Raw genomic sequence first — 18,235 nt, 5'->3', positions numbered from 1 at the left:
GATATTTAGGGGCAAAAAAAGAGGCCTGGATCATTCCAGGCCTTATCTTGATCATTTCGCAGCTTCTGCTTCAGCGCGTTGTTTCGCATAATATTCTTCAGCAATTAGATCGATTTCTTTTTTCAATTCTTCTACCATTGTTTCTTCAGGAACTTTACGGACGGTTTTTCCGTGACGGAATAGTAGTCCTTCACCGCGTGCTCCAGCAATCCCGATATCTGCTTCTTTCGCTTCCCCAGGACCATTTACCGCACAACCAAGAACAGAAACCTTAATCGGTGCTTTAATGGTTTGAATGTATTCTTCAACCTCGTTAGCAATACTGATGAGATCAATTTCAATTCGGCCACATGTTGGGCAGGAAATAAGTGTGGCCATGTTCGAAGCAAGACCAAATACCTTCAATAGCTCACGAGCAACCTTTACTTCTTCAACAGGGTCAGCACTTAAAGACACACGCATCGTATTGCCGATGCCTTTGCTTAAAATGGCACCAAGTCCTGCTGAACTTTTCACAGTTCCAGAGAATAATGTCCCTGACTCCGTGATTCCAAGGTGAAGTGGATAATCAAAAGCTTGAGAAGCTTTGTCATATGCTTCAATGGCTAAGTTTACATCAGATGCTTTCATAGAAACGATGATATCATGGAAATCAAGGTCTTCAAGAATTTTAATATGATGAAGAGCACTTTCTACCATTCCATCAGCTGTAGGGTAGCCGTACTTCTCAATAATCCGTCTTTCAAGCGATCCGGCGTTTACGCCAATTCGAATGGGAATCCCTTTTGCTTTTGCCGCTTTTACAACAGCTTCTACTTTTTCACGACGACCGATATTACCCGGATTGATGCGGATTTTATCTGCGCCGCCTTCTATAGCTAATAAAGCAAGCTTATAATCAAAATGAATGTCGACGACAAGTGGAATGTTAATTTTTTTCTTAATTTCTGGTATAGCTTTCGCTGCACGTTCATCAGGGCAGGCTACACGTACAACTTGGCATCCAGCTTCCTCGAGACGCAGGATTTCCGCAACCGTAGCTTCAACATCATGCGTTTTCGTTGTTGTCATACTTTGTACAATTACTTCATTATTTCCGCCAATTGTTAAGTTTCCAACTTTAATTGGACGAGTTTTCGTTCGATGTATTATTTCACTCACGTGGAATTCTCTCCTTTAGGAAAAAATCATATTTCGGTACGTCTTAATGACCGCTTTACCCATTGTAACAATCTTATGAGTATGTTGACAAGGATTGAATCTTTTATTCATTATAGAAGGGGATTTTATACGTATTGCCTATTTGCATGGCTTCAGGTTTAATTCCATTTAAGTTCTCAAAATCCGAAATGATGTTTTCGATGGAAAGAGGAAGTGTACCTTCCTGCTTTTTAATGATGGATAATAACGAATCCCCTGCACGTATCTTGATTTCTTTATATGGAATTGGGATAATTTCTGAAACAGGAGTCGAACTAGCCTCAATGGTTTTCACAGTTGATTTAGCAGGGAGCGTTCCTTTTGTTATATCGTAATAAATGATAAAAACGGTAAAACAAATCGATAAGAAAAGTAGCATTTTTTTCATGAACATCCCCCAGCTCGTCTCGTCTTTATTTCATGTATATGTGAAACCATTCGGACTATGCCTAAAATTGGGCAGTTTTTTTACCTGTGATTTCTATGTTTCAAATGTACAGGCAATCCGCTACGTTAGAAAATGAGAGCTAAAGAAGAGAAAGTTACCCCCATTAAGGGAATATCATGAAGGAGAATTTAATGATTGCTGGTTATAGAGTATGTAGGATGAAGCAATTAAAAAGGGACACCAATATATCGATGTCCCTTAAGAAATTATTTAGAGTTAATACGTTCGATTCTATCTTTGTTATTCGGTACCTCTTTTAGAGATAAATACAACATGAAAATGGTAACGAACCAGTTTATGGTTGAACCGTATGGGACAATCGTTTGAAAAGCCGCCATAATTGTGAAAAAGATCGTCGGCAATGTGATGCTGTAAGCTGTAATTCTCCAAAGGTGACGATAGGAAAGACCACGGCCAAGCAAATTATTAAAAAGTAAACCAAACATAGCAAAGATAGACACTTTAATAAATAATAACGCTGATGTAAACAGGAACATTGCTAGAACTAACACAACAATCGCTACAGGCAAAAGGGATGTAGCAGTGTCTAGCATCTTTTCAATATCTTTGTTTGAGATCGATTGCCCTTCAAGTAAGGAGTAGGGACCTGTTTGAATTTCTCCGCCTGTCGTGAAGACAAGTTCATTTTGTAATAATCCGATAGCAGTGATAGATTCTCGAGCAATTTGCTGGGCAGTTATTTCACCGCTGTCATCCATATAAATTGTCATATTATTCTTCTCGATAATAACAGGTTCTTCACTAGTATCCGTTAGTGTTCCATTCTTTATTGTGAAATCAGGCAAATCTTCCGTAAATGTTGTCTTAATTGCAGGAATGCTTGCTTGGATTGCCGTACTGAAATAATAGGCAGAGGGAATAATGGAAACGAGAGAAAGGAAGAAGACGAACAAGATCGTTTTTCCGATTCCTTGGTTTCGAAAACTTGCGATGTCTTTCGGTGAGTACAAACTTAAAATAAATTGTTTGAAAATATTCATTCTTCACAGCCCTTTTTATGAAATGGTTTCTATATGTCTTTTTCATTTTAGCTAGGTGTCCAGAAGAACACAACAGAAAGTCATTGAAGATTCGTTAGAATGTATTTGAAAGAATTTTTCTTTCAATGATAAGTGTATAAGTTTATTACAATGGGTATTAGAGTGCTACCTAGGCCAATACGTTAAAGCCCGATTGATTCAACTAACAATCAGTGGGGGATGAAGAAAACCCCCACTGATTGAAGTTTCACTTTATAGTAGAATATAGCCAAGGCGCTGTGGTGGTTTTTCTTAGAAAGTAGGATGAAAATGGATGTAATGTATTGGCTCGTAATTGTTGTCATGTTTATTATTGGGTTTATTGGTCTCGTTTATCCCATTATCCCAAGTGTGTTGTTTGTTTTGGGTGGTATTTTGTTATATGGAGTATTTTACTCCTTTGAGTCTTTTAATTGGATATTCTGGACCATCCAAATTTTATTAGTCCTTTTATTATTTTGTGCAGATTATGTAGCTAATTTAGCAGGTGTGAAAAAGTTCGGGGGGTCTAGGGCGGGCGTATGGGGAAGTACGATTGGTATCTTAGTCGGTCCGTTTGTCATTCCGTTCTTAGGGATTATCATCGGACCATTCTTAGGGGCCATCATAGCGGAGATGGTTATTCACAAGAAAAGTCCGGTCGTAGCTGCAAAAATTGGCTTCGGTTCAGTGATGGGCTTTGTTGGGAGTGTTGTAACCAAAAGCATCATCCAGCTGTTTATGGTTATTTACTTCTTGTTCGTCGTTTTGTAATAATGAGGATTAGTTTGGTGAGCTATAGACGTCATCGGCTTGGGGCTACAAGCCAACAAGAAGGCCAAAGAAACAACCTCCATGCCGTCATGTCTCGTGCTTGTCGCCGATAAATGGGCGCCTTTTCGCTTTAGGTGGATGAAGAATTTGAAAATGATGAGGCATAACGTTTGAAACGTTACCAAAACTTTGATATTCTAATTGAAACGAGCATAGTGTTTGCATGTGCAATGCTACTTCGTCCAAAAAAACATTAGTTACATAGGGAGGAATTTTATTATGGCATTCGAACTTCCACAATTACCGTACGCATATGATGCGTTAGAACCAAACATCGACAAAGAAACAATGAACATTCACCACACGAAACACCATAACACGTATGTAACAAACTTAAACGCTGCTCTTGAAGGCAATGAAGAACTTTTGAGCAAAAGTGTTGAAGAAGTAATTGCAAACCTTGATGCAGTTCCTGAAGCGAAACGCACTGCTGTACGCAACAATGGTGGCGGACACGCGAACCACTCATTATTCTGGCAAATCATCTCACCAAATGGTGGCGGGCAGCCGACTGGTGAATTAGCGGATGCAATCACTTCTAAATTTGGCAGCTTTGACAGCTTCAAAGAAGAATTCGCTAAAGCAGCTACAACTCGTTTCGGATCGGGCTGGGCTTGGCTTTCAGTAAACAATGGTGAGCTTGAGGTTTCAAGCACACCTAACCAAGACTCTCCAATCATGGAAGGCAAAACACCTTTACTTGGTTTAGACGTTTGGGAACATGCATACTACTTGAACTACCAAAACCGTCGTCCAGAATACATCAACGCATTCTGGAACGTTGTAAACTGGGATGAAGTAGCTAGCCGTTTCGGCGCAGCAAAATAAGATAGCAACTAAAAAAACAGGGATTCCACAAAGGGATCCCTGTTTTTTTAGTTGCTAGAGGAAAAATTTTGAAATATCGACTCCTTTAAATAAATGTCCATTGTTCTTCAAACACTATAAAAGTAATTAAAGGAGAGTTAAAATATGGGCATTATAAAAAAATGGACTGGAGACATGGAGATTAATCGGGATTTACGGATTCTGCTAATTATCGGCGGACTGTACAGCATGAGTATTGCGCTCTCAAATACGTTTGTAAATGTATTTCTGTGGAAGCAGTCTGGAGATTACGTAGATATCGGAATTTATAATTTGGCCGTGGCAATTTTTCAGCCGTTTACATTTGTGTTTGCAGGTAGAATTGCCAAAAAGGTAGATCGGATTATTGTTTTGAGGCTCGGCGTCATATTTTTAGCTGCTTTTTATTTAGCTGTTCTCTTAATTGGCACACAGGCCACACATTTTCTTATCTTACTAGGTGGATTACTTGGGATCGGGTATGGGTTCTACTGGCTTGCCTTTAACGTGTTGACTTTTGAAATTACAGAACCAGAAACACGTGATTTTTTCAATGGCTTTTTAGGGTTGCTTACTTCTGCAGGAGGGATAATCGGACCTATTTTCGCGGGCTTCATTATATCCAGAATGGAGAAGTTTACAGGGTACTCGATCATATTTGGGGTATCGTTGTTATTATTTGCGATAGCGGTATATTTTAGTTTTTCTTTAGAAAGACGGCCAGCTCATGGTAAATATTTATTTTTCCGTACGCTTAAAGAAAGGAAAAATAATGATAATTGGCGGCTAATTACGTATGCACATTTTTTTCAAGGTTTACGCGAAGGAACATTTATGTTTGTCGTTTCGATTTTGGTTTTCATTCAAACGGGAAGTGAACTTGCGCTAGGAAATTTCAGTATGGTGAATTCAATCCTTTCGTTTATCGCTTATTATTTCGCAGCAAGATATATTAAGCAAAAAATGAGGAAGAAATCAATCCTGCTTGGCGGAATACTCTTATATGCAGGCGTATTCTTACTTGCTTTCGATGTCACCTATGCCAAGCTGCTTTTTTATGCTGCGACGATCGCAATTGCTTATCCAATCTTACTTGTACCGTACATGTCTTTGACTTACGATATTATTGGCCGTGCGTGGCAGGCGGCAGAGTTAAGAATTGAATATATTGTAGTTAGAGAACTCTACATTCTGCTCGGGCGGATTGTTTCAATTGCGGGCTTTATTCTTACCGTCATGTTTTTTGACCCGGTAAAAAGCTTACCTATCTTTTTATTAATCGTTGGATCAGGACATACAATTATTTATTTATTTGTTAGAAAAATTAATATGGACCACCCCGCATGATATATGGATATCTAGAAAGGGTTAGGCCTCGCGACTGAATAAAGTGTGAAAATAAAAAACGCGAGGTCTACATCTTTTTATTCTAAAATGAAAGAAACTCCTATAGGCGCCTACCTCTTTCGTTCCGGCTCAAAAGAGGACAATCTGTCGCGTAAATTTCAAATCTCGCTCAAAAAAGATGAAACCTGCATGTAAATCATAATTTCAGCACCAAAAAAATGTTTTTTGCAGAGAAAAGCTCAGAAACGGAAAGAGGATTAAAAGCACCTGCTACATAGGCAAAATAAATAAGTAATTTTGCATTAACAAAACTAGATATTCTCTTTCAAGTTATATAGAATAAGATAGATTACTATTTTTATAAAAGGATGTGTGGCTTAGCGTGACGAAAGAAAAAAAGAAAAAGACTCATGTTCCTTTGCGATTAAATTTACTTTTCTTTGCAGTTTTCCTATTATTTTCAGTGCTCATTCTCCGTCTTGGACTTGTTCAAATCGTCTATGGAGATGATTATAAAAGAGAAATTGAAAGAACAGAAGAAGTGACTGTGAATAATCCTGTTCCTCGTGGGAAAATGTATGATCGAAATTTAAAGGTGATGGTCGACAATGAGCCGTTGAATGCTATTACTTATACGAGAAGCCAGGGAACAAAGGCAACGGAGATGCTGGATACTGCAGAAAAACTAGCCCAATTAATTGATAAAGAAACGGATAAGATAACGGTACGAGATAGAAAAGATTTCTGGATTCTTAAACATCCGGATGAGGCTGAAGCCAAAATCACCGATGCCGACCGAAAAAAGGTCACGGAAGGCGAACTTGAACAAAAAGATTTATACAAGCTTCAAATTGAAAGAATTACTGAGAAGGAAATCAATTCCTTCACAGATCCTGAGCTTGAAGTGCTAGCCATTTATCGTGAATTTTCGAGTGGCTATGCGCTAACACCACAAATTGTTAAAAACAAAGACGTAACCGAAGAAGAATTCGCTAGAGTAAGTGAAAACCTTGATTCAATGCCAGGTGTAAACATCACTACTGACTGGGATCGAACATATGCTTTTGGTCAAACGTTGAAATCCGTCCTCGGTAAGGTATCATCATCGGACGAAGGTTTACCGAGTGAAAAACTTGATTATTACCTTTCACGCGGGTACAGCCGGAATGATCGGGTAGGGAAAAGCTATATCGAATTGCAGTATGAAGATGTGCTTCAAGGAAATAAAGCGAAAGTGAAGAATATAACAGATAAGGGCGGAAATGTTGTTGAATCCCAAATTATTTCTGAGGGACAGCGTGGGAAGGATTTAGTCTTAACCGTTGATATGGATCTTCAGCAAGCAATCGAAAATGAAATTGAGAAGCAATTACTACAGGCAAAAAAAGCAGGCAATACAAAATTCCTTGATCGGGCTTTTGTTGTATTAATGGATCCAAAAACAGGGGAAATTTTGACGATGGCCGGAAAGCAATATGCCATTGATAAGGAAACAGGCAAACCAACGATCAATGATTATGCTCTAGGTAATATTTCGTCTTCCTATACAGTAGGGTCTAGTGTAAAAGGTGCAACGATTTTAACTGGGTATCAAACAGGTGCCATTCAGCCGAATCGGTATTTCTATGATAGACCCTTACTTATTAAAAATACGCCACAAAAGAAGTCGTATTCAAATATGGGGAATATTAATGATTTAACAGCGTTAAAAAAATCCTCCAACGTATACATGTTTTTAACGGCAATTGCGATAGCTGGTGCAGAATATTCACCAAATAGGGGGCTGAATATTGGACCTAAGGACTTTGATACGATGCGCCATTCTTTTGTCCAATTTGGTTTAGGGGCACGGACAGGGATTGATTTGCCGAATGAAATGACTGGTTTCGTCGGGCAAGATACGAATAATCCTGGTAAATTACTCGATTTTGCTATTGGACAGTATGATACCTATACACCGATGCAGTTGGCACAATATGTCTCAACAATCGCGAATGGCGGCTATCGAATGGAGCCTCATATAGTCAAAGAAATTCATGATCCTGTTGATGATAATACACAACTTGGTGCTGTATTTAATGAAATAACCCCAAAAGTCCTGAATAAACTGGACATGAAAGATAGCTGGATTGATCGTGTTCAGACTGGCTTTAAAATGGTTGCTATGGAAAAAGGGGGAACGGCTTATAAATACTTCGGCGGAAAGAACAAAGCCTATACAGTCGCTGCAAAAACAGGTACAGCACAAGCTTTCTATGATGGACCAAACAAAGATAAATATAAAGGTCTCCAAGCAACTATGAGCCTGAGTATGGTTGGATATGCTCCGGCAGAGAATCCTGAAGTTGCTTTTGCCGTTGTCGTTCCTTGGGCTTATCAAGGCCATTCAAGCAATGGGTTGAACGGCAAACTGGCTGAATTCGCTCTGGATACTTATTTCGATTTGAAAAAGACTCGTCAACAGGCAGGCCAAACGGAAGCAACTTCAGAGAATAAGGTTGTTAATAGTAAGGAAAACGAACAAGAACAAGCAGAATAATGAATAAACGCTTTTAAAAAAAGATGTCCCAAGAGAGTCTGACCTCATACTCTATCAATAGTACATACACTTTGTGCTATTGATAGGGTCTGTGGGTTAGGCTCTTTTGTTTTTAGGATAGCTTTTTTTGCATTTCAATTCTACTGATTACTATTGTCTACATGTATAGAAGGTGCAAAAGGGGGGATTTCTAAAGAAGAGAATTGTTTGTTCTCGTTTATTCGACGCAATTCTTGTTTGTTCTTTACAAAATTCGCACAGAAGTTTACGCAAAATTTACAAATGGTTTAATGTTCGTTAACAGTAAGATAGTAATCTTAGTTTGTAGAAACAAACAATGAATATTTCAGGGGGAATAAGTAAATGAAGAAATTTAAAGGTTTCGCTTTAACAGCAATGTTAACAGGAGTTTTGGCTGTAGCAACAGCATGCGGCTCAGACACTACTAAAGATGAAAGCACTTCTGGTACTACTGGGGACACAGCTGAAAAACTTTCTGGAGAAGTTATTATTGATGGTTCATCTACTGTATACCCAATCATGGAAGCTGTTTCTGAAGAATACGGAGCAGTTCAGCCAGATGTAAGAGTATCTGTTGGTTTTTCAGGTACTGGTGGCGGATTTAAGAAATTCATTGCAGGAGAAACAGACTTAAGCAATGCTTCTCGCCCAGTGAAAGATGAAGAAAAAGCAGAGCTTGATAAAAACGGAATCGAATTTACTGAATTACCATTAGCATTTGACGGTATAACAGTTGTTGTTAACCCTGAAAATGATTTTGTTGACCATTTAACAGTTGAAGAATTAAAAGCATTATGGGTAGATAGCGGAAAAGCAAAAATGTGGTCTGATATCCGTCCAGAGTGGCCGAAAGAAGAAATTAAATTCTATTCTCCAGGTACAGATTCAGGAACATATGATTATTTCAACGAAGTTATTTTAGAGGATGCACCGATCGTTTCAAACGCAACACTTTCAGAAGATGACAATATCCTTGTTCAAGGTGTATCAGGTGATAAAAACGCGATTGGTTTCTTCGGTTATGCTTATTACGCTGAAAACCAAGACAAGCTTAAAGATGTAAGCATTGATAATGGAAATGGTCCAGTTGAACCGACTCATGAAACAATTGGAAACGGGGACTACGCACCACTTTCAAGAACAGTTTTCACATATGTATCTAATAAAGCAGTAGCTGATAAAGAACAAGTTGCAGACTACACAAAATTCACAATCGAAAATGCTGGTAAATTGGCAGAAGAGGTTGGTTATATTAGCTTACCCGAAGAAGATTATAAAAAAGATTTAGAAAAACTAGCTGAACTTACAAAATAAGTTTCAGATATAAAAGAATAACAAAAAATGAAAAGATGGCGGGTACAACCTGGATGAACCCGCCATCCTTTTGGCTATGATGAAAGGGGTTTTCAGATTGCCACGCGGTAACGATAAAGAATACTCAGTGCAGCAAATGATTACAGAGAAAAGATTAAAGAAAAAGAACAATTTTAATTTTGAGAAATTAATTCCTGGACTACTTTTACTAACTGCAGTTTTATCCGTTTTAACAACAATTGGAATTGTGTTCACATTAATATTTGAAACATTTATCTTCTTTGACCGAGTATCAATCATTGAATTTTTCACAAATAAAAAATGGTATCCATTTTCCGCGACAGATGCATCATTTGGAATTATGCCGCTCGTTGTGGGTACTTTAAAAGTAACAGGAATTGCAGCGATCGTTGCAGTCCCTATTGGTTTGGCAACTGCCATTTATTTGAGTGAATATGCTTCTGAAAAAGCACGTAGAATCATTAAACCAATTTTAGAAGTATTGGCTGGTATCCCTACCATCGTGTATGGATTTTTTGCACTGACATTTGTTACGCCAATATTGAAACAGTTGATTCCGAGTCTTGAAACATTTAATGCGTTAAGCCCAGGGATTGTCGTGGGAATTATGATTACGCCAATGGTTGCTTCTTTATCAGAGGATGCCATGTCGTCTGTACCACGTTCAATTCGCGAAGGAGCCTTCGCACTTGGAGCCACTAAATTAGAAACGACAATTAAGGTCATTTTACCTGCAGCAGTATCTGGTATTACCGCATCGGTTGTTCTTGCTTTATCCCGAGCAATTGGGGAGACGATGATCGTTTCAGTGGCAGGTGGGTCAACACCGAATGCAAGTTTTGATGTCACATCTTCTATTCAAACGATGACGGCGTATATTGTTCAAGTGAGCACAGGTGATGCTGGGTATCAAACGACCATTTATTATAGTATATATGCAGTAGGAATGACTTTGTTCCTCTTTACACTGTTTATGAACTTATTTGCACAGTTCATCACACGAAAGTTTAAGGAGGAATATTGATGAATAAGTTAGTGGATAAAGAAATAGTTGCAAAAAAAATGGCGAGTAGGATTATCAAAAACCGAGTGTTTAAAGGATTGTTTTTCCTTTCCACATTGTTTGGTTTATTAGTACTCGGGGTATTATTCTATCGAATTATTACCCAAGGAATTGGCTATATAAATTTAGACTTCTTCCAGAACTTCGCATCAAGAAGACCGGAAGATGCAGGTATCAAAGCTGCCTTCATCGGTACAATTTGGCTTATGATCGTCGTGGCTCCTGTTTCGTTAATACTAGGTGTCGGCACAGCAATATATTTAGAAGAATATGCGAAAAAAAATAAATTCACATCTTTCATTAAACTTAATATCTCTAATCTTGCCGGCGTCCCTTCGATTGTATTTGGGCTACTGGGACTTACCATTTTCGTCAGAGCATTGGCATTAGAACGTTCTGTACTAGCTGCAGGATTAACGATGAGTCTTCTCGTTCTACCTGTTATTATTGTAGCCTCGCAGGAAGCAATTCGTTCTGTTCCGAAAGAACTTCGTGAAGCATCTTTCGCGATGGGGGCAACAAAATGGCAAACTGTTTTAAAAGTTGTTTTACCTGCTGCGATTCCTGGAATCTTAACTGGTGGGATTTTGGCCTTGTCAAGAGCGATCGGCGAAACTGCGCCACTTATCGTCATCGGGATACCGATGTTCGTCGCCTTTTTGCCAAAAACAATCATGGACACATTTACTGTATTGCCTATGCAAATCTACAACTGGACATCCCGTCCTCAAGCAGAATTTCAAGACGTAGCAGCGGCTGGTATTCTTGTTATGCTTGTTTTATTAATCCTAATGAATTCGATTGCGGTATTCATTCGAAATCATTTTCAGAAAAGATATTAAGGGAGGAAGCAGCAAATGAATGTAACAGTATTAAGATCCCAAAATAAACAAGACGGAATAACTACAAAGACCCATGAGGAAAAAGAGTTTGTTTATAAAACAACAGATTTGAACCTATGGTATGGTAGCACACATGCATTAAAAAACGTCAACTTGGATTTGTATGAAAATGAAGTTACGGCTATCATTGGCCCATCAGGGTGTGGAAAGTCGACGTATATTAAAACGCTAAACCGCATGATTGAAATGGTTCCTGGTGTAAAAACATCTGGTGAAATCCAATACAGAGGTCGTAATATTCTAGATAAATCATACGGTGTGGAAGATTTACGTACTCAAGTAGGAATGGTGTTTCAAAAGCCAAACCCATTTCCAAAGTCTATTTATGAAAATATAGCGTACGGTCCCAAAATCCATGGAATCAAAAATAAGAAGGTTCTTGATGAAATTGTTGAGAAAAGTTTACGTGGTGCAGCGATTTGGGATGAGGTGAAAGACCGTCTAAAAGAAAATGCGTATGGCCTTTCAGGTGGACAGCAACAACGTCTTTGTATCGCTCGTTGCCTTGCCATTGAGCCGGATGTCATCTTGATGGATGAACCAACTTCTGCACTGGATCCTATTTCGACTTTAAAAGTGGAAGAATTAATTCAGGAACTAAAAAATGACTTTAGTATTATCATCGTTACGCATAACATGCAGCAAGCTGCACGTATTTCTGACCGTACGGCATTTTTCTTGAGCGGTGAGGTTGTCGAATATCGTGATACAACAACAATTTTTTCAAACCCAACTGATAAACGGACAGAAGATTATATTAGTGGAAGATTTGGTTAATGAAAAGGGTCTGACCTCGCACTCTGTATTGAGTTGTTGCGGGGTCAGACCCTTTTTTTGAGGTATTCTCTTCATTATTCAGTCAGCATTTTAACAATTTCGGTAAGTTCCATATTAGGTGTAAATGTATATTGTCCAATCTGAATGCGCTTGATTAATTGATTTTCTTTCAAGTATTGGAGAAACACTATACCATTTTCGAAAATGCCCTCGTTTTCAAGAACCTCTGCTATTTTCTCAGGTGTCATCCCAGATTCCACAGTTAACGTATAAGAAACAGCAGATGGCTTCTCAGCTTGTATAGGTATCGCTCGTTTCTTAGCATCAGAAATGGTTTCACTGGCCTGCTGCTTGCTTGTAGCCTCTTTTTTGCTAGTTTCAGCAGATTGGATTTTGTATCCGTTATGTTCCAGCATCACTTTCGCTTCTTCAAGGGTTAAAGAGGCTTTCTTTTCAATAGGAAATACATATGAATAGCCACCAACAAGAGCAGACGTGAATATGATTCCTGCTGCAAATGCTCGAATTGTCGATTTATTCATGTTTTGATCCTCGCTTTTGTTGCATCTTCAATAACTGTGATGACCGTATCCATCGATAAGGTAGATTGTTTGGCAATTTGCTCAAGTGATATCCCTTGTTGATACAGTGAGAGCACTTGGCTTTTAAGAATTTCATTGATCTGTGAAGCAGCGTTGTTTGGTTTATGTACTGTATACGATGGAGGGTTTTCTTGAATAAGTAGTTCTTCTTCTAATATTTTGATTTTCTTTTTAATTTGATACATTTCTTGCATATGCGTAATGGTCATTTGCTCTATTTCTTCTTCAAGTTTTACATGATCTTTTGTGAAGAAGGAAATTAGTAAAAGAATACTGGAAAATACCAAAAGACCAATTAGTAGATATTCCATACGTTCACCTCTGCATTTTTTAATTGGGTCTTTCTGATCATTTAAACCCCTTGATACCGTCGCTTCGAGTGAAAGTAGACAAGTACGTTTGAACTAAGGATGCGAATCAAAGACGGCTAAGATAAAGGCATTTAGCTATTTAGTCGTTCGGTCACAATTCTTAATTTACCACACTTTTTTGCAAAATTGGGTAAGTTTCTGGAACAATGAGCATAATTATAAAAAATAAACCGGTATTTGTCTAATCAGTTACTGAAACGTTGTCGAATTTAAATGGAAAGATCTAATAAATACGTTTTAGAAAATATTTTTTGACTAATTTACCTAGAAGGAAAAGGAGTTGTGAAATTCGACAAAATGCGTTTATTGTATGGAATGCTATTCAGTGCTACGATTAGAGTAATAAAAAACTGACTATTCTAACTATTAAACAGACACACAGCTCGAAGGTTGTAGGTCTTACTTAAATACCAATATATTGAAGCGCTTACATTAAATGAAAAGGGGAGAATCATGATGAACACTTTATCAGCTTACGAAACATTACCCAAGGGATCTGAGTCACATGGCTTCCGGAAACAATTAAAGGCTGGAATATGGATTGATGGAGAATTTGACTGGTATTCTGAGGAAGAAATGGCTGTTAATACAGGGGGACAAATGCGTTCTCTCATTCAATCTTTTTCAAAACAACATATATCATTTGTGAGATGCACGATTAAAAATACATCTGCTTTTTTAAAATCACCTAAAATGGTCTTTCATTATGAAAACATGCGTGATCCTCAAAATGTTGCCTTTTATTGCCCAGGAGAGAAGGCAATTTTACACATTGGCAAAAAATCAATCTCCTTGCTTGGTGGGGTAGTAAAAGGCAAGGGGATTTCGCAATATTGTATTCAAGGAAAAGGGAGCTTGTATCAGTATGGCTGCTTTAAATCGCTTAAAGAAGGAATACTTTCCTATTCACCGCTCGCAAAAGGAGAAGTGAGCAGCATTTTTTCCTTAGAACCGGAAATTCAACCTGATGAGTGTATTGAAGCAGTCGCTTGGGTCATCCATACAAACACCAAAGAGGAAGCCTTGTTCATGCATGATCAATTACTTTCTGCTCTGCCTCATTAATAGAAGTATTTTATGATGATATTTCTCAAAAAACAGACTAGCATTTGTATAGAAAAAATGCTATTATAGAAAAGTCCTATGTGAAAACGTCAATATGTTTGGAGGGAAATACACATGCGCGTGAATATTACATTAGCTTGCACTGAATGTGGAGATCGTAACTATATTTCTAAAAAAAATAAACGTAATAATCCAGATCGTCTTGAGCTTAAAAAATACTGCTCAAGAGAAAAACGTTCAACTACACACCGTGAAACAAAGTAAGCAACAGGGTTTTCTCCTGTTGTTTTTTTTTGTAGAAAAATGGTTGGAGTTATACTAAACGTAGTACAATAAGAGTTAAAATAACTGAATAATTGAAATTTAACTAATGATCTTTTCATTTAAGTTAAGTGATTACATGTTAAAGCATAAGAAAGGCGGTATTCTACATGACAGATAATAAGCGGAAAATTCGTGAAGAAATGAAACGGAGATTATCAAGTTTGTCTACGATTGAGCATACCCAGCTTTCGCGTGAAATTGCACAGAAAGTGTTCGCGCTAAAAGAATGGAAGCAGGTAGAAACGATTGGTATTACTGTAGCGGTTCATCCGGAGCCTGAAACAAAATTTATTATCGAACAAGCTTGGCTCGAAGGAAAACGCGTAGCGGTTCCGAAATGTAAGCCAAGTAGTAAAGAATTGGATTTCAGGTACATAACCAGCTTCTCGGAATTAGAGACGGTTTATTTTGGCTTACAGGAGCCCGTATTGGCGACGGAGCAGGCAACTAAGGAAGACCTCTCTTTACTGATCGTACCGGGTTTAGCGTTTACAAGAAAAGGGTACCGATTGGGCTTTGGTGGCGGATACTATGACCGTTTTCTTTCCGATTATAAAGGCAAGCTACTGTCACTTGCATTCGAACTTCAGTTAATGGAATACTTGCCTATCGAATGTCATGATATCCCCGTTTCAAAAATTATTACACCAAATCATGTATATAGCGCCGAGAATTAATACTTTTTCTTATGAATATAAAGAGGATGTTCAAAAATCCGGTAAAAAAGCTTGCGAATTGCATCAAAGCGTATTTTTGACCTTCTGTTAAAGTCGCGCACGTCATGACGAGCCACACAGAAGTCAGCACATCCTGTGAAAGTCTGGTTCTCGCGTATTCCTACATATTTGAAAGGTTGTCGAGATGCGCTCGCAGAACTTCTCGGCTCTTTTTAACCTTCTTTTTGAACACGCACATAAAATGAAACCTAGATTAATCGACAGTACGAACCCGATTTAATGAACTAAACTGCTGAAAAGCATAGCAGTGCGTTTCATTGTCTCTCACCAATCAGACCTTTAGGGGCAGTTGATATCCTCCTACCTCTATCTTCTTTTGTTTACTCAGAATTCTAAGAGGGAGTCTTACTACTCGTCAAGAGTGGGATAAAGTGAAACTTTCATCAGTGGGGGTTTTCTTCATCTCCAACTGATGGTTAGTCCCGTTCTACTGTCGCTAAGACCTTCTCTTTCGCTTCGATCAATCGACAGGACGAAAACCCGATTGGTTCAACTAAACCGCCGAAGAGCACAGCGGTAGTCCCACTGTATCTCACCAATCGGGGATTTACAGGCTGTTTATCCCCACCTATTTATTGTTTGTTTTTCTCGGGAAAATTGAGGTGGGGGTATTACAGCTTGTTAAACCGGGATAAAAATTCTTGATTTCGCCACACTAGGGATAGGAGGGATGGATATGCTTCGAACAATAATGAAAATAATGATGATTGGCATGGTAGTGTATTTTGGATATCATTGTCGTTATCGCTTGATGAATCTGATCTTAGCCAATTCCTTTTTGCGTAAATTGCTAGTTTCGGGAACATTTGGATCACGTGCTGTACGTGAGAAGATGTTGCAAGGCCTCTTTAGTGGGGGAAATGGTACTAATTATTCGTAAGGCAGGTTTTGGGTCTGATTCTGTATCTCCTAAGCTTATAGGAGTGGGGATCGGCCCCTTTTTAGGAGTTAAGAAGAACGTTATGAACAGCAATTTTTTCGAGAGTAGAGCCAATCAATTTAATGCGAATCTATATTTTTCAATGCCTATAGATTGAGCAAGGCTCTTGTTTTTGAATAACAAAAAAACGAAACAATTCATGTACGTTTGTTTGTACAATTACAATTAAATCTACTATAGTGAAGAGAAAGGGTAAGCAAGAATACATAAATTAGCAATAAGAAAGTGGGGAAAGTATTGGCATTTAAGGAGGATTATCTATATTGGTCGATTATTAAACAGCTTACAGTTCAATATCATTATCGAATGGTTACGATATCTGACGATCATCAAGAAATCTGGCTTGAAACAGAGAGAGACAAGGCATTTCCTGTTGTTAGAATCATTCGTCATGATCTTGATTGGGCGAATTGGTTAAAGCGTGATATTGACAGAGCCACTCTAATTGGCGAACAAATAAGGAAAAAACTTATTAAAAAGCCTTTGGATGTTTTGAATGTGTATATTACAGAGTTTGAACCTGTAGATGAATATGAATTTATTGACAAGAAAAGGATGGCAAACAAAACGACAGTCACTTCACAAATCGTAAGTACAGCTGCCTATACTGACAGAATAAATGAGCTTGAAACAATGTTTACTAAGTCTCTTTCCATTGAATTTCCACCTGATGAGGAAATCGACGAACAAAAGATTAGCAAGGTAAAACAAGTTGCTCTAGCGGGTTCTGTTCAACAAGCAAAGGAAGAACAACAGCTATTCCAAAGAGGGAAACCTCTATTTACATATATTTTTATGACGATGCAGATTATCATCTTTTTATTAATGGAAATGAATGGTGGAAGTACGAATACAAAAACACTAGTGGATTACGGAGCTAAATATTCGCCTTATATTCTGTCCGGAGAATGGTGGCGCTTTTTTACACCAATTGTTGTACATATTGGCTTTATGCATTTATTGATGAATTCCCTATCTCTCTATTTTATTGGAACGGAAGTTGAACGGCTTTATGGAAATATCCGATTTTTAATCATTTATCTGGTAGCTGGCTTTGGTGGATCATTAGCCAGTTTGATTATTACGCCGTCCGTTTCTGCGGGAGCGAGTGGCGCTATTTTTGGCTGTTTTGGTGCTTTACTCTATTTTGGCATCATATACCCGAAATTATTTTTTAGAACGATGGGCATGAATATTATTATTTTGATTGCAATCAATTTAGGCTATGGCTTTTCAGTGTCAGGAATTGATAATGCCGGGCATATTGGTGGGTTGGTCGGCGGCTTCTTGGCTGCTGGTATCGTCCATCTCCCTAAACATAAACCAAACATTAAACAACTATTATTTGCGGGTGCTACGATTATCCTTACCTTTGGATTGCTTCAATACGCCTATAGTGATAGGAATCAATCTGTATACTTTGATGAAACGACAGGGAGTTTGGCCCAAGAATATATGACTGCTGGAGATAGTGATAAAGCATACGAACTGTTAACGACTAGTATTGATAAAATGGAAACTCATCCGTTTTCTTCATTTGTATTAGGAAATATTGAATTTGAGCGTGGTAATTATCAAGATGCATCAATGAATTACGAAGAGTCCGTAATACAAAATCCGGAATTTCATGAAGCTCATTACAATTTAGGCTTATGCTATTATAAGCTGCATCGGGTGGAAGAAGCGAAGAGCCAGTTTCAAAAAGCGGTTGATCTTTCTCCAGATCAAGAAGAATATCAAAAAATATTGAATCAGTTGAATGAAACACCATAAAGTATCACTATCTTGCAAATAATAAGGGGGTTAGGAATAAATGTTCTATAGCCTTTGCGTACCAATTAATACGTGGGGTATATAAATGATTT

At 38.1% G+C, this 18,235-nt stretch carries 17 protein-coding genes and 1 pseudogene; 13 read left to right on the top strand and 5 right to left on the bottom strand.

Going from position 1 to position 18,235, the window contains the following annotated elements; translation table 11 throughout:
- Nucleotides 1-5: 5 nt before the first annotated feature.
- From ispG to JNUCC23_RS14560, 3 genes and pseudogenes are all read right to left on the bottom strand, one after another.
- Nucleotides 6-1,161: pseudogene (gene ispG / locus JNUCC23_RS14570) on the bottom strand (flavodoxin-dependent (E)-4-hydroxy-3-methylbut-2-enyl-diphosphate synthase).
- Nucleotides 1,162-1,264: 103 nt separating this feature from the next.
- Nucleotides 1,265-1,588: a hypothetical protein gene (locus JNUCC23_RS14565; protein ID WP_454212082.1), complete on the bottom strand. Its 324-nt coding sequence runs from the start codon at nt 1,586-1,588 to the stop codon at nt 1,265-1,267.
- Nucleotides 1,589-1,854: 266 nt separating this feature from the next.
- Nucleotides 1,855-2,649, bottom strand: a complete 795-nt coding sequence (locus tag JNUCC23_RS14560; protein ID WP_062177994.1) for a DUF1189 domain-containing protein — start codon at nt 2,647-2,649, stop codon at nt 1,855-1,857.
- Nucleotides 2,650-2,958: 309 nt separating this feature from the next.
- Here JNUCC23_RS14560 and JNUCC23_RS14555 point away from each other — a divergent pair, with 309 nt between their 5' ends.
- From JNUCC23_RS14555 to pstB, 8 genes are all read left to right on the top strand, one after another.
- A complete protein-coding gene (locus JNUCC23_RS14555; RefSeq protein WP_062177997.1) occupies nt 2,959-3,441 on the top strand; it encodes a DUF456 domain-containing protein in 483 nt (160 codons plus the stop codon).
- Between the two features lie 279 nt (nt 3,442-3,720).
- Complete coding sequence (locus tag JNUCC23_RS14550; protein ID WP_062178000.1) at nt 3,721-4,329, top strand: superoxide dismutase; 609 nt, start codon at nt 3,721-3,723, stop codon at nt 4,327-4,329.
- A gap of 144 nt (nt 4,330-4,473) precedes the next feature.
- Complete coding sequence (locus tag JNUCC23_RS14545; protein ID WP_403070069.1) at nt 4,474-5,694, top strand: MFS transporter; 1,221 nt, start codon at nt 4,474-4,476, stop codon at nt 5,692-5,694.
- Nucleotides 5,695-6,076: 382 nt separating this feature from the next.
- Complete coding sequence (locus JNUCC23_RS14540; RefSeq protein WP_454212079.1) at nt 6,077-8,233, top strand: peptidoglycan D,D-transpeptidase FtsI family protein; 2,157 nt, start codon at nt 6,077-6,079, stop codon at nt 8,231-8,233.
- 363 nt (nt 8,234-8,596) lie between these two features.
- The gene (locus tag JNUCC23_RS14535; protein WP_403070074.1) at nt 8,597-9,568 is read left to right on the top strand and encodes a PstS family phosphate ABC transporter substrate-binding protein; all 972 of its coding nucleotides are present in this window, start codon (nt 8,597-8,599) and stop codon (nt 9,566-9,568) included.
- Between the two features lie 79 nt (nt 9,569-9,647).
- Nucleotides 9,648-10,613 (top strand): phosphate ABC transporter permease subunit PstC, encoded by a 966-nt coding sequence (gene pstC / locus JNUCC23_RS14530; protein ID WP_403072047.1) that lies wholly within the window; start codon nt 9,648-9,650, stop codon nt 10,611-10,613.
- On the top strand, nt 10,613-11,494 hold the full coding sequence (gene pstA, locus JNUCC23_RS14525; protein ID WP_403070077.1) for a phosphate ABC transporter permease PstA: 882 nt from the start codon (nt 10,613-10,615) through the stop codon (nt 11,492-11,494). Before pstC ends, pstA begins: the two co-directional genes overlap by 1 nt.
- Nucleotides 11,495-11,509: 15 nt before the next feature.
- Nucleotides 11,510-12,331 (top strand): phosphate ABC transporter ATP-binding protein PstB, encoded by an 822-nt coding sequence (pstB, locus tag JNUCC23_RS14520; protein ID WP_403070080.1) that lies wholly within the window; start codon nt 11,510-11,512, stop codon nt 12,329-12,331.
- A gap of 74 nt (nt 12,332-12,405) precedes the next feature.
- Here pstB and JNUCC23_RS14515 read toward each other — a convergent pair whose 3' ends face one another.
- Together JNUCC23_RS14515 and JNUCC23_RS14510 are read right to left on the bottom strand one after the other, a co-directional pair.
- Nucleotides 12,406-12,873, bottom strand: coding sequence for a hypothetical protein (locus JNUCC23_RS14515; protein ID WP_454212076.1), 468 nt, complete (start codon nt 12,871-12,873; stop codon nt 12,406-12,408).
- Nucleotides 12,870-13,244, bottom strand: a complete 375-nt coding sequence (locus tag JNUCC23_RS14510) for a hypothetical protein (RefSeq protein ID WP_454212074.1) — start codon at nt 13,242-13,244, stop codon at nt 12,870-12,872. Before JNUCC23_RS14510 ends, JNUCC23_RS14515 begins: the two co-directional genes overlap by 4 nt.
- 516 nt (nt 13,245-13,760) lie before the next feature.
- Here JNUCC23_RS14510 and JNUCC23_RS14505 point away from each other — a divergent pair.
- From JNUCC23_RS14505 to JNUCC23_RS14485, 5 genes are all read left to right on the top strand, one after another.
- Nucleotides 13,761-14,369 (top strand): hypothetical protein, encoded by a 609-nt coding sequence (locus JNUCC23_RS14505; RefSeq protein ID WP_062178018.1) that lies wholly within the window; start codon nt 13,761-13,763, stop codon nt 14,367-14,369.
- A 114-nt stretch (nt 14,370-14,483) separates the two neighbouring features.
- Nucleotides 14,484-14,633: a 50S ribosomal protein L33 gene (gene rpmG / locus JNUCC23_RS14500; RefSeq protein WP_028391797.1), complete on the top strand. Its 150-nt coding sequence runs from the start codon at nt 14,484-14,486 to the stop codon at nt 14,631-14,633.
- A gap of 167 nt (nt 14,634-14,800) precedes the next feature.
- Nucleotides 14,801-15,370, top strand: coding sequence for a 5-formyltetrahydrofolate cyclo-ligase (locus JNUCC23_RS14495; RefSeq protein ID WP_403070090.1), 570 nt, complete (start codon nt 14,801-14,803; stop codon nt 15,368-15,370).
- 736 nt (nt 15,371-16,106) lie between these two features.
- Nucleotides 16,107-16,310: a hypothetical protein gene (locus JNUCC23_RS14490; protein WP_062178023.1), complete on the top strand. Its 204-nt coding sequence runs from the start codon at nt 16,107-16,109 to the stop codon at nt 16,308-16,310.
- Between the two features lie 297 nt (nt 16,311-16,607).
- Nucleotides 16,608-18,143, top strand: coding sequence for a rhomboid family intramembrane serine protease (locus JNUCC23_RS14485; RefSeq protein WP_403070094.1), 1,536 nt, complete (start codon nt 16,608-16,610; stop codon nt 18,141-18,143).
- Nucleotides 18,144-18,235 lie beyond the last annotated feature (92 nt).

This window comes from Peribacillus sp. JNUCC 23, assembly GCF_053653995.1.
This window is presented reverse-complemented; position numbering and strand designations above follow the sequence as displayed.